Consider the following 13,373-nt stretch of genomic DNA (forward strand, 5'->3'; position numbering starts at 1 on the left):
CAAAAACCTATATTTCTGCTTATTATAAGACAATTATATAATAACCATCTATCAGTGACTTTTTACTCTCACTTTCTTCAAAGAAAATTCCTATCTCTCGAAGTGTTATTATATTATACTCAACCTTAGAAAACGAAGGAGGATTTACTCGTGATAATCAAAAAAATAGTCCCACTCTTAACCTTACTTTTAGTTGGGGCTGGATGCACAAAAAAAGAAGCCTTACCAGAAGATAATGAAACTAAGTCACACCCAACAGTGAAGCAAAATAATCATTCCGATGATAGCAAGATAACACCCGGTCTGTATTCACTTGACTACACTGCATTAGTAAGTAATGATCCTGTTAAGAAAATCGATTTAGTTATAAATGAAATTGACTACGAACTTGATGGTAAAACCTTTAAACGTTGGGTGTATACAGATAAAAATAACACACCTTATTATGCTGGTATGCCTCTTATTCTAAACAAAGGACAACAAGCTACCATTACAGTAACAAATAATACCTCTGCTGATACAAATATTCATTGGCATGGTTTAGCCTTACCGAATGATCAAGACGGCCCTGGTCTTCTTATTAAAAAAAATGGTGGCACCTTCACTTATAACTTCACACCAGACTACACTGGAACCTATTGGTATCATTCTCACAATCGTCCCGTTCGCGATCAAGTTGATAATGGCATGTACGGTCCTCTTGTTATTTTAGATGACACAGATAAAAAGTATACTAACGATCAACTACTTGTTTTAGATGATTGGGTTGTTAATAACGAAGAAGGTCATATGCAAGTTGAAGGCGATGTTGATACTGTTAACGGACTGACCGGACAAGATATTGAACCACTTACAGTGACAAATGGTGATAAAACAAAACTTAGATTTGTTCAAGCTGCTACAGCTAAAAGTACAACCCTTTTCTTCCCAGAAAAAATTCTCATCACTCATACAGACGGGATGCCTTTAGAAAAACCTATCTATACAAAAGAGCTGACATTAGCACCTGGAGAGCGTTATGATGTAGAAATGATTTTGTCTGGAACGAAAGATAAAACACTCGATATAAAAAATGACCGCGACCAAGGATTCAGTATCCCTATTAACTACCACTATGACGCTAAAGTAAAAGAAGCTCCTACTTTCACTAAATCTGCTACTTCCCATAAAGAAATACAGACAGGGGAAAAAGATTTAACTAAGCCAGATATCTTTGTTGAAATGGATAGCCAAATGAGCTCGAACGGTCACGAATGGACAATTAATGGTGAGGTATTCCCAGATACAGAATCATTTGATTTAAAAAAAGACAAACCTTACGTGATTCGCTTTAAAAATAATAATCACATGAGTAACCATCCTATGCATATTCACGGCGCACACTTTAAAATTCTCTCACAAGATGGCACGCCTGTAACTGATAACATTTGGAAAGATACCATCGACGTTGCACCTAATGGTTACACTGATATTCTAATTCAATTTGACCGTGTTGGGGAATGGATGCTACATTGTCACATCCTCGACCATGAAGATGGCGGTATGATGACAACTATAAATGTAGCTTAGATATCATTTCTCTATCACTAAAATAAAAAAACGCAATCCACGATGGATTGCGCTTTTTTTATTAAATCGAATAGCTTAATTGAAGTTTTAATCTCTAACTCTAATAGTCAGTTTTTTTACTTATAATTTCTCTACTAAAATACCTTATTTGACAGGATAGACTAACTTCCCATTTTTGTCATAAATTTTACTTTCAAATTCTTCTGTTTCTGTCGTGTTAGTTTGTTTTTCTGCAGTAGTGGGTGTTGAGACCTGCGATAAGTAAACCAATAAACCAGATAACCCAATAATCCCCAGTAAAGTTAGTCCTAATATTACTTGCTTCACTTTCATTTAAGTGTTCCTCATTTCATTCAATAAAATACCATTAAATAAAGTATAACAAGTTCATCTTATTTTGACCTTACTTTATTTATTAAGTTTTTATGAATTAATCGTCAAATTTAATTTCCAGTAATTCTTTAGAAATAGCATCTATTTTTAATTTCACTTTCTTATTATCCGCTCTAACTGAGACTTCCCAATACGTTATTCCGAGATTCTTTTCCAACGACATCTCCTCTAAGCGGCTGCCTTTGACCTTTTCTTCTGCTACTTTTAAAATTTCTTCAACTTCAGCTAACTTACTTATCTCAATTGCTTGTGCATCAAGAACCGATTCATCCTGTTCTTCTCTATCCAAAGGCTCTGTTTCTTTATCCAATACTTCTTTTGTAACAGCATCATAGACTACTTTATAGTCATTAGTGTCATCTTTACCCTCAATTTTATAGACCCAATTACCTCTTTCTTTTTCTAATTCAACTTCGGTAACTGTCGCATCTTTTGTTAGCTCTTGATAACGTGTAATCGCATCTGCTAGTGTGACTTCTATTTTTACGCCTTCTGGATTCGGATCAGGCTTCACTAACTCTTCAATATCTAATTTCTTCTCAGTAATATCTTCTTTTACTTGGGTCTTAACCTCTTTATTCTCACATCCTGTTAAAAAGGTCAGCCCTATTATACCAAAAATACTAACCATTACTAAATTCTTCTTCATACTAGCCCCTCCTCCAATGATACTTCTAGTATACCGTATAAAATAAATAACACCTCGTACCAAGGTCTGATATCTTAAGAAAAAATGAGTTTCGATCTGTTTTAGTATAACCTGTGTTATACTAAAGCAACTATTTTAACAAAGGAGTGTTATTAATGAGCCATTATCCAAACCCAAATCAACTTAATCCGAATCCGATGATTAAGGACTTGATTTTCTTAAAAAATGCAATTACCCGATCAACTATTGAAGTTGGTGATTATACTTATTTTGATTTAGGCAATACAGGTCTAACATTTGAAGACCGTGTCACCCATCACTATGATTTTATTGGTGACAAACTCATTATCGGTAAATTTTGCGCCATTGCCTCTGGGATTGAATTTATCATGAACGGATCAAATCATGTAATGTCAGGTGTTACAACCTATCCTTTCAATATTATGGGCAACGGTTGGGAAAAAGCAGCACCCGCTATTAGTGACCTGCCTTTAAAAGGAGATACCCACGTTGGTCATGATGTTTGGTTTGGTCAAAATGTCACAGTCTTACCTGGTATCACTATTGGGAATGGTGCTATCATCGGAGCTAACAGTGTTATTACACGTGACGTCCCACCTTACACAATTGTCGGAGGAAATCCAGCTAAACCAATCAAACAGCGCTTTACCCCAGAGATTATTGAGTCCTTAGAACAACTTGCTTGGTGGGAACAAGATATCGAGTGGATTACTGAACATATCGCAACGCTTACCCTTGAAACCGTCACACTTACTCAACTAAAAGAATTAAAAGATAATTTAAACAACGCTTAATACTACAGTGTTAGTCTAAATTACTAAAAGGAGAGTCCCAAATGCTACCGTTTTACCTGTCATTTTCTGATTTACTTATGGTTCATCCTACTTCAATTATCGGCTTAGTTATTGTTAGTATTTCTCTTGGTTTTCTTTTGAGGAATAGAACACTCACAAATAAAGTCCAAACTATTATAAGTTGCTTATTATTTTACTGTTATCTCGTTCTTTCTCTAACCAATGTCTTTGGTATTCCGACTGTAATGGAACTATCACGTCTTACTTCTTTAGGACAACCACTTTTCAACCCAAATCTTGAAATGATGCCTTTAGCAGATGGCTTTAGTTTTAGTTTCATTCTAAATGTGATTGCCTTTATGCCATTCGGTTTCTTAGTTCCAATGATTAGTCCTACCTACTCAAAATGGTACAAAACAGTCCTACTTGGATTCTTGTTCTCATTATCTATTGAAATCAGTCAACTTTTTACATTGTACAGAGCAACAGATATTAATGATTTACTAACCAATACGTTTGGGACATTACTAGGCTACCTCATCTTTAGCATCATAAATAAAATGTTCAAAAAAAATCCTGTTCCTGCCTTACACAAAGACCCTACAGGATTTTTGCCACCACTCATTGTGGGTGTTGCCTTTTTAAATGTTTTTTTAATTTGGAACTAATGACTTAAAAAACCACTGATTTCTCTAATCAGTGGTTTTTTTCTTGTTCTTTATTTTTTTTATTCCAAAGAAAATGACACGTAATATTACCAAAATAACACCACTGAATACTAATAAAAAGCCAATGGGTAGAAGGAAAAAATAAGGCTCATGCAATAGCCCACTCTCTAATACTGTCGTTTCAGTGAATGACTTTAAGATTAGACACATTAAGCCAATTACAACTAAAGCAATACTACCCATATTGTACTTAGAACGCTTCACTAAATCACTATCTTTAATTAATTTTGTTTCCATTGTATCATCTCCTAAAATCAAGGTATCTAGAGAGAGTTCAAATAATTTCGCTAACGTCACAACCATCTCTAAATCCGGTAAATTTCTCCCCGTCTCCCAACTGGAAATTGTTTGGCGAGAAACATTTAATTTCTGACCTAATTGTTCTTGTGTTAAATTATGTGTTGCTCTTATTTTTTTTATTTGATTAGCAAATTCCATATCATTTCCTCCTGATTCAGTTATACCTTTCACTACTACAATTAACAAGATAGTCTCTCTAGCTCGCCATTATAAGCATGCTAGTCTTACTAGCATGCTTATAATAGAGCCTTTTTCAAGCTATCTTTAGTATAAACAATCTCGTTAAAAGTAGATATTATTTTTGATCAAATAAAAAGAACTCTCACTATTGCAAGAGTTCTGTTTCCTAAAAACTAGGATAACTTAAGATAAAAGTTGTTCCTTTATTTTCTTCACTTGTAACATCTATTTTCAAATTATCATGAAGCGTCACAATTTCTTTCACTATCGATAACCCTAATCCACTACCTTCAATATCAGAGTTACGTGAATCATCTACTTTATAAAAACGGTCAAAAATATAGGTTAATTTCTCATTGGGTATCCCTTGACCATTATCCTCTAAAACTATTTTCCAGTCATCAGCATTTCCTGTCAGACTCAGCTTTATTTCAGAGTCTGGTGCTGAAAACTTAATCGCATTGCCAAGTAGGTTTTGCCAAATTTGATAAAATAAGATGGGATCGCCATTATAGATAACAGGAACAGTTACTAACTTCAGTTCAATATTTTTTTCTGATAACTGAACAGAAAATCCTAATTTAACTTTCTCCAGTAATTCCGCTAAATCAAACTCGCTTTTTGACAAGATTGCTGTCCCCTCTAATTCAGTCAGTCGTAATAAACTTTCACTTAGATTTGATAATCTCATGCATTCACTACGAATGGTTTCTAAATAATACGCTCTTTTTTCTGGATTCTTTTCTCTCTGAGCTAATTGAGCAAATCCTGAAATAGAGGTCAATGGACTTCTAATTTCATGGGAAACATTTGAGATAAAGCTTTGTTTTAGCTTCTCCATTTCTGCTAAATTGTCGCTTGTTTCTTCAATTTTATTTAAAAACTCTACCCATTCTCCATAACGTGCCATCTTTTTCTTCTCTGAAGACAAATCAATATTAAAATTTCCTCGTCCCATTTCAAATAAACTTTTATTTAAGCTATTAAAGAAGAATCGTTCTGGTCCTGAAAAGAGAAAGCCGATTCCCATAATAAGCCCTATCCAAATTAATATAGACAACATTGAAGCGCCCCACCATTCCAACTGAAAAGGGAGACGGTTAATCACATAGACGACTAATAAAAATAGTAATACAATACCGGATAATACTAGACTAAACTCTACTACTTTTCTAATTTTTTTCATCCACGTGCTCCTCTAACTTATAGCCTAATCCTCTTACTGAGGTAATCTGTAAGTCACTTGAAATCAACTTATCTCTTAACCGTTTGACGTGTACATCTAATGTACGTCCATCCCCTTCAAAATCTAGTCCCCAAACCTGATTAAGTACTTGTTCTCTACTCAATACTTGTCCTGTATGTTGCCAAAAATACTGAAGTAACTTCAACTCTTTCTTAGGCAGATTATGAGACACACCCGCCACCACAAGTTGAGCTGCTCCACTATCAAGAGTCGTGTTACCAATGACTTGTTTTTCCTCTATTCCCTTTTGATAACGTGATAAAATCGCATGAATTCTTGCAACTAATTCTTCAATTAAAAAAGGTTTTTGTAAATAATCTGCAATTCCTAATTTAAAGCCTTGTAATTTATCTTCTAACTGACCTTTAGCACTCAACATCAATACAGGTAAATCCAGATTCAGTTGCTGCAAGTAGCTTGCGACCTCCCAGCCATCTACCTTAGGCATCATAATATCTAAGACGATTAAATCAATGGTATTTTTTTCAATAATAGACAGTCCTTCTTCTCCATCCAATGCCGATATAACGTGAAAGCCTTCCTGTTCTAAAGCAATCGTTATAAACTCATTAATTCGTCTATCATCATCAATAACTAAAATAGTTGGCATGGTTTCTACTCCTTTAATCTGCTAATTGTTGACTACAAAATTCACGGTACAACTCATGATGCGCTAATAACTCTTGGTGTGTCCCTTCTCCAGTGACTTCACCTTGCTCGATAAATAAAATCTTATCCGCACCGACTACCGTTGATAAGCGGTGGGCAATTACAAAGGTCGTTCTATTTTCCATTAGATTTTCTAACGCTTGTTGCACCACTTTTTCAGAACGGCTATCTAAACTTGCTGTTGCCTCATCTAATAATAAAATCTTTGGTTGGCGTAAAAATGCTCTCGCAATCGCCACACGCTGACGTTCACCACCTGATAATAAGCTGCCTCGTTCTCCTACTTCACTATCATACCCTTTTGGTAATCGGTTGACAATTTCAGACCCACAGGCTTGCCTCATCACATCATCTAGTTCCTCCGTCGTCACTTCTCGGTTTAAACCAAAGGTTAAATTATCACGGATAGTCCCTGATAATAACGTACTTGCTTGTGGCACATAACCAATTTGCTCACGCCAGGATTGTAATGAATAGTTTTCGACATTCTCCCCTCCAATTAATACCTCTCCTGTCGTTGGACGGTAGAAGCGTTCGATTAAATTAAAGGTGGTACTTTTACCACTCCCACTCGGTCCGACAAAAGCAATAGTTTGATTCTGTTTGGCTTTGAATGAGACATTTTTTAAAATTGTTTTTTCATCGTTATAAGCAAACGTTACATTATTAAATTCAATATCTTTCCCCTCAACATCCACAGTTTCACCTTTCATTAAATCTTCTGTCACAACTTGGTCTAATTCTTGAATACGATTCGTTGCGCCTTTGACTTTTTGATAGCCAGAAAAAATAGTACTAAATGATACCACAGGCCCAATAATTTGGAAGATATAAATCATAAACGCGATGAATTTCCCTGGTAATAATGTTCCTTGCGACACTCGGTATCCACCATAAGCTACGATAAACATAATCATTCCCATAACAACAAACATCATTAAGGGTTGTAAAATTGAGTTAACTTTTCCTTCTTCTTTCCCATAAGCAAATAACGACTCTATTTCATCTTCCATTTGCTTCACCATAGCGGCTTCACCATTTGATGCTTTAACTAGCTCTGCTGCAGATAATACTTGTGTGAAATCAGCTGTAAATCCTGCGATTTTATCCTGTGTTTTTTTTGAAATCGCAAATAATTTTTTACCCAAAGGTAACATAAATAATGCACATAAAGGCATAGATACTACGATTAAAACACTCATTTTCCAGTCCATATAGAACAATATAATCACGGTAAAGACTAGTGTAACAACACCAGAAATCAATTGTGGAATCTTCTCACCCACAAATTCTTTAATTAGATTTGTATCATTAATAGTTCTACTAACCAATTCTCCAGGCTTTTCAATTTGAAAATAAGATAATTCGAAGGCCGTCGTCTTTTTAACCATACGTTCACGCAACCCTTTAACCATCTTTAAGCCAATCCATGTCAGTAAATAATACGATAACGCACTGACGGCTATTTCAAGTAAAAATACCGCTACAGCCACTACTCCCATCGCAAAAGTAGGTCTACTTCCCGTTCCATCAATCACTTTTTGGATAACCAATGGAATAATTAATCCAAAAATCGCACTCATTGCACTTAATGCAATAGCAACAGCCATTAACTTTTTATTAGGCTGAGCCATCTCAAATAATTTATTTTGTTTTTTTATTTTACTCATAATACTCTCCCTCATTTCTTAATCATAAGATTAGTTTAAACGGGCAATGTTAACAAAATGTTAACGAGAACTATTACATTAAAAATAACACTATAAAGCCATTTTCTTCTGATAATTTGATACAATGATAGTAAGTGTTTATTTAAATTTAACTGGAGGTAAAAATAATGAAAAAAACGCTCACTTTATTAACTGCACTAACATTATTTGCTTCACCTGTCTTATCAGTAGCTATTTCGGTAGATGAAATAACTACACAAACCGAAGAATTAAAAGTTCAGACTAAAACATCTGAAAGTTTGGCTAACTCTGAACTGAATAATAGCGAATCCACTCTCACATCAGAAGTCGCTACCTCATCTTCTATTAACGAAACAGAAAGTAACAATATCATTACAGAAGAAACTGAGGCGGTGCCTGAAGAATCTAATACATCTAAAGATACTGAAGTAAAAACTCAAGATTCTTCTCAATTATCAGAAACTGACATAAGTAATACTCCTTCTACAGAAAGTGAGTCAACGCCCTCTTCTTCACATCCAGAATCTACTGAAAAAACACACAACACGGACTCTGAAGAAAAAATTAAACCTGAAGTCATTAACCATTCCAAAGATGACTTCGATAAAGAAGACTATTCCCCTCTATCAAAAGATTTTCGTCTTGTTAAAGGAAATGTTTTCGCTTGGAATAAGCCTTATAAATATAAAGGATATAAAGATATAGGGAAATCTGGAGAATTACTTGCAGTCAATAGTGACTACCACATTACTCGACAAGCTAAAACTCGAAATGGCGTATATTATGAAGCAAAACCTAATGTTTGGATTCATTTCTCTGCTTTTAATGAGTTAGATGCCCCCTCATATGCAACCGTTGATATAGAAACTAAATTAATAAAAGGAAACCTTTTTGCTTGGGATAAACCTTATAACTATCCAGGTTATCAGTCTATAGGTAAAGCTAAAGATCACCTTAAAGTGGATTCATATTATAAAATCACGCGTCAAGCCAAAACTAAAAATAGCATTTATTATGAAGTTAAACCAAATATTTGGGTTCATCACTCTGCTTTTGAAAAATTAGATAAACCTGAATACTCTACTGTCAATTTGGAAACTCGTTTGATTAAAGATAGTGTCTTCGCATGGAATAAACCTTATAAATACTTTGAATATAAAGCTATTGGAAAAGCTAAAGACCATCTTAAGCTGAACACTGATTATAAAATCACACGTCAAGCTAAGACTGTCAATGGTATTTATTACGAAGCAAAACCTAATGTTTGGGTTCATTTCTCTGCCTTCCAAAAATTAGATAAACCAGCTATTTCAAACGTCAATTTGGAAACTCGTTTGATTAAAGATGGTGTCTTCGCATGGAATAAACCTTACAAGTACTTTGACTATAAAGCTATTGGAAAAGCTAAAGACCATCTTAAGCTGAATACTGATTACAAAATCACACGACAAGCTAAGACTGTCAACGGTATTTATTACGAAGCAAAACCTAATGTTTGGGTTCATCAGTCTGCTTTTGAAAAACTAGATAAACCGGCTATTTCAAACGTCAATTTGGAAACTCGTTTGATTAAAGATGGTGTCTTCGCATGGAATAAACCTTACAAGTACTTTGACTATAAAGCTATTGGAAAAGCTAAAGACCATCTTAAGCTGAATACTGATTACAAAATCACACGACAAGCTAAGACTGTCAACGGTATTTATTACGAAGCGAAACCTAATGTTTGGGTTCATTACTCTGCTTTTAAAAAATTAGATAAACCAGCCATCTCAAAAGTATCTCTTAAAGCAAAATTAAAAAAAGGAACGGTTTTCGCTTGGGATAAACCATATAACTACTTTGGCTATAAATCACTAGGAAAAGCTAAGGATAATCTAAAAGTAGGAACTACATATACGATTAAGCGTCAAGCTAAAACATCTAACGGTATCTATTACGAAGCAAAACCTAATGTTTGGGTTCATTTCTCTGCATTTGATACATCCTCAGAAAAAATGAAAAAAGTTCAAGCTCTTTTAAATAAAAAATATAATTCAAAAAATTATGGTATTTATGTCAAATCATTAAGTAATAGTAGCACCGCAGAAATGCATGCCAACTCAAATTTTTACGCAGCAAGTACAGGTAAACTTCCTGCGATTTACTATACTCAAAAAATGATTAATCAAGGAAAATTGAATGGCAATACCTACTATGAAAAGAAATATGCGATCAATAATATGCCACTTTCTTACCAACCAGGTGGGGCCGGAATTTTACAAAACTATGCTTATGGGTCAATGCATAAATTAGACACTATTTTAAATTGGACGATTAAGTATTCAGATAACCAAGGCGCAAATTTCTTAGGCTACTACGGAGCCAGTCAATTTTCACAAACAATGAAAAATGACATCTCAAAAATTGTTGGTCGAACTTGGTATAGTCAGTTTAATGTGACTGCCAAAGAAAATGCTAAATTAATTGAAGCAATAGATGCTCAAGGTGGGAATGCTGTTAAATACTTACAAAATACAGTCTATGATAATCAACGTATACCAAAATATTTACCTGTAAAAGTGGGTCATAAAATTGGTGATTTAGATGATTATAGACATGATATTGCTATTGTTTATGCTAAAGAACCTTACATTTTAGCAGTTATGACACAAAACTATATTACTTACGAACAAATTTCTATTTTGAGTAAAGAAATTTATGATATCTTAAAATAAACAAAAAACTCTTTCGCATTTTAGCGAAAGAGTTTTTTATTTTTTAACGGTTAATCCATTTCAATAATGTTTTAGTTTTTTTATCACTAAACTTGCCACCTGTGAAGGTATTGATTTTCCTGAATGGCATATTTAAAACAAAGTAAACATTGTTTGCTACTAAAGGTTTTCCAATTAACTTTAAGAAATTACTACTTCCAATTAATAAACCATACAATGATTTTCCAACCCAATTTTTATACTTACTTTGAGCGATTGTATCGTCCATAGTTAGAGCCGCTTTTCTATCCCATGTAGAGGTTGGAATAGGATGCCCTAACAGTGATTCAAACTCACTATCAGAAATACTTTCAACTTGCCCTTTACTATAATGAGGTAAATTTTCTTTCTTAGTAATTAAGGTATGCCCTTCAGTTAGTATGCCTTCTTTTTCAAGAGAAGCTCTTAGCCTAATATCGGCAATTGATGCCCCTATCTGAATATCATATTTTCCAGGTTCAATACACCATGTCTCTGTCTCATCGTCAAATACATGGAAAAACTCATCTTCAATAGTAAAACTAAGTTCTTTCATCTCACCAGGCTCAAGTTTTACTTTAGCAAATTCTTTTAACTCGCGTTTGGCTCTGACTATTTTTGAATCTTCTTTTTCAATATAAAGTTGCACAATTTCAGAGCCTGCTTGATTTCCTGTATTTGTTAGTTTAACAGTAGCTACATCCCCTGCGATAGTTAAGTCACTGTACTCAAAGGTTGTATACGATAGCCCATGACCAAAAGGATACCTTACTTCTTTCCCAACTGTATCATAATAACGATACCCAATGAAAAGACCCTCTCTGTGTTCAGAAGTTAATTCTTTTCCAGGGAAATAGTTAACTGAAGAAACATCTGAGTAAACAAGTGGGAAGGTTTCATTTAACTTCCCACTTGGATTTTCCTCTCCACTCAATAAACGTGAAATCGCTTCTCCACTACCTTGCCCAGCTAAATAGGTATGCATAATCGCTTTTACTTTATTTTCAAATGGTAATTCAATTGGACCACCACCTGCTAGAACAACAACAATATTAGGTGTTATTTTTGAAAGCTCATCAACCAACTCTAACTGATCATCATGTAATGACAGACTGCTACGGTCTACACCTTCCGCTTCTGCAATTTCATCTAATCCAAGGAATAAGACTACTTTATCAGCTTCTTTAGCCAATTTTAAGGCTTGTTTAATAAGTTTTCCTTTACGTTTACCTGCTCTTTCAAACCCTTTAGCATATCCCACTAATGTTAGACCGCTTTTTTTCAAACTCTCTAAAGGACTACTTATTTGAGTAGGATTAATTAACGAACTGCCTGCACCTTGATAGCGTGGATTATCAGCAAAATCTCCTATAATCGCAATTTTTTCTGTTTTATTTAACGGCAAAGCCTGCTCGTTATTTTTTAATAAGACAATAGACTCTACCGCTGCCTTAATCGCCATTTCATGATGTAAATCATAGTGAACCGTTTGCTTATTTTTTTTAGATTCTTCTGTGGTATAAATCAGGGTTAACATCTCTTCTACTGCTTTATCTAATACCTCTTCAGATAAGGCACCTGATTCAACAGCTTTTCTAATTTCCGCATCCGTAATGCCATTTGTAGCTGGCATTTCTAATTGATTACCTTCTTTTAACGCTGCAACACGGTCATTATTTCCACCCCAATCCGTTACAACAACACCATCAAATCCCCACATTTTTCTCAAAACATCCGTCATAAGATATGGATTTTCATTAGCATAAATGCCATTAACGCGATTATAAGAGGTCATAATTGTTTGAGGCGCGCTTTGTTTTACTACTTTTCTGAAGCCTTCAAGATAAATTTCATGTAAGCTTCTCTTGTCCACTACCTCATCAATAGACATTCTCATATGTTCTTGGCTATTAACCGCATAATGTTTCGGACAAGCTGCCACACCTTTAGATTGAATTCCTTTAACAATCTCACTAGCTAACTCTCCTGTTAAATAAGGGTCTTCTGAAAAATATTCAAAATTTCGGCCACACAACGGATTACGTTTTATATTTAACCCTGGTCCTAAAAGAACATTAACATCTTGAATAGCTGCTTCTTTCCCTAGATGTTCTCCAACTTCAAAAACTAACTGTCTATCCCAGCTATTTGCTAATGTGGCAGCCGTCGGAAAACACGTTGCCGGTAGACTTTTATTTAAACCTAAATGATCGGCTTTACCACCTTGCTTTCTAATACCATGTGGCCCATCTGTCAACATAATACTCGGAATACCAAGTCGTTCGATCGACTTGGTGTTCCAAAAATTTTCTCCAGACATTAAGGATACCTTTTCTCCTAATGTCATTTCTTTTATTAATTCTTCATAAGCCATTTTAAAGCCACCTCTTTCATCTCA

The 13,373-nt window shown here is 34.6% G+C and carries 11 protein-coding genes; 4 read left to right on the forward strand and 7 right to left on the reverse strand.

What is annotated here, in order from left to right; genetic code table 11:
• Positions 1-150: 150 nt before the first annotated feature.
• Positions 151-1,569 (forward strand): multicopper oxidase family protein, encoded by a 1,419-nt coding sequence (locus CBF31_RS04610; protein WP_126831222.1) that lies wholly within the window; start codon positions 151-153, stop codon positions 1,567-1,569.
• A gap of 144 nt (positions 1,570-1,713) precedes the next feature.
• Here the strand turns inward: CBF31_RS04610 and CBF31_RS04615 are convergent, their stop codons facing one another.
• Together CBF31_RS04615 and CBF31_RS04620 are read right to left on the reverse strand one after the other, a co-directional pair.
• A complete protein-coding gene (locus tag CBF31_RS04615; RefSeq protein ID WP_126831223.1) occupies positions 1,714-1,902 on the reverse strand; it encodes a hypothetical protein in 189 nt (62 codons plus the stop codon).
• Positions 1,903-1,999: 97 nt separating this feature from the next.
• Positions 2,000-2,611 (reverse strand): PepSY domain-containing protein, encoded by a 612-nt coding sequence (locus CBF31_RS04620; protein WP_126831224.1) that lies wholly within the window; start codon positions 2,609-2,611, stop codon positions 2,000-2,002.
• 155 nt (positions 2,612-2,766) lie between these two features.
• On the opposite strand from CBF31_RS04620, the gene CBF31_RS04625 reads away from it, so the two are divergent.
• Positions 2,767-3,426, forward strand: coding sequence for a Vat family streptogramin A O-acetyltransferase (locus CBF31_RS04625; RefSeq protein ID WP_126831225.1), 660 nt, complete (start codon positions 2,767-2,769; stop codon positions 3,424-3,426).
• Between the two features lie 41 nt (positions 3,427-3,467).
• Positions 3,468-4,094, forward strand: coding sequence for a VanZ family protein (locus CBF31_RS04630; protein ID WP_126831226.1), 627 nt, complete (start codon positions 3,468-3,470; stop codon positions 4,092-4,094).
• A gap of 24 nt (positions 4,095-4,118) precedes the next feature.
• Here the strand turns inward: CBF31_RS04630 and CBF31_RS04635 are convergent, their stop codons facing one another.
• From CBF31_RS04635 to CBF31_RS04650, 4 genes are all read right to left on the reverse strand, one after another.
• Positions 4,119-4,592: a helix-turn-helix domain-containing protein gene (locus CBF31_RS04635; protein ID WP_126831227.1), complete on the reverse strand. Its 474-nt coding sequence runs from the start codon at positions 4,590-4,592 to the stop codon at positions 4,119-4,121.
• A gap of 208 nt (positions 4,593-4,800) precedes the next feature.
• Positions 4,801-5,820 carry a sensor histidine kinase gene (locus tag CBF31_RS04640; protein WP_126831228.1) on the reverse strand — a complete coding sequence of 340 codons (1,020 nt, stop codon included), beginning with the start codon at positions 5,818-5,820 and terminating at the stop codon, positions 4,801-4,803.
• Positions 5,807-6,490, reverse strand: coding sequence for a response regulator transcription factor (locus CBF31_RS04645; protein ID WP_126831229.1), 684 nt, complete (start codon positions 6,488-6,490; stop codon positions 5,807-5,809). The genes CBF31_RS04640 and CBF31_RS04645 overlap by 14 nt, the downstream gene beginning before the upstream one ends.
• Before the next feature lie 13 nt (positions 6,491-6,503).
• A complete protein-coding gene (locus CBF31_RS04650) occupies positions 6,504-8,219 on the reverse strand; it encodes an ABC transporter ATP-binding protein (protein WP_126831230.1) in 1,716 nt (571 codons plus the stop codon).
• Between the two features lie 167 nt (positions 8,220-8,386).
• Between CBF31_RS04650 and CBF31_RS04655 the strand changes: the two genes are divergently transcribed.
• Positions 8,387-10,957, forward strand: coding sequence for a serine hydrolase (locus CBF31_RS04655; protein ID WP_126831231.1), 2,571 nt, complete (start codon positions 8,387-8,389; stop codon positions 10,955-10,957).
• Positions 10,958-11,000: 43 nt separating this feature from the next.
• Here CBF31_RS04655 and CBF31_RS04660 read toward each other — a convergent pair whose 3' ends face one another.
• On the reverse strand, positions 11,001-13,349 hold the full coding sequence (locus tag CBF31_RS04660) for a glycoside hydrolase family 3 C-terminal domain-containing protein (RefSeq protein WP_126831232.1): 2,349 nt from the start codon (positions 13,347-13,349) through the stop codon (positions 11,001-11,003).
• Between the last annotated feature and the right edge of the window lie 24 nt (positions 13,350-13,373).

Origin of the sequence: Vagococcus fessus, from assembly GCF_003987565.1 — a bacterium.
Taxonomy (GTDB): Bacteria; Bacillota; Bacilli; order Lactobacillales; family Vagococcaceae; genus Vagococcus_D; species Vagococcus_D fessus.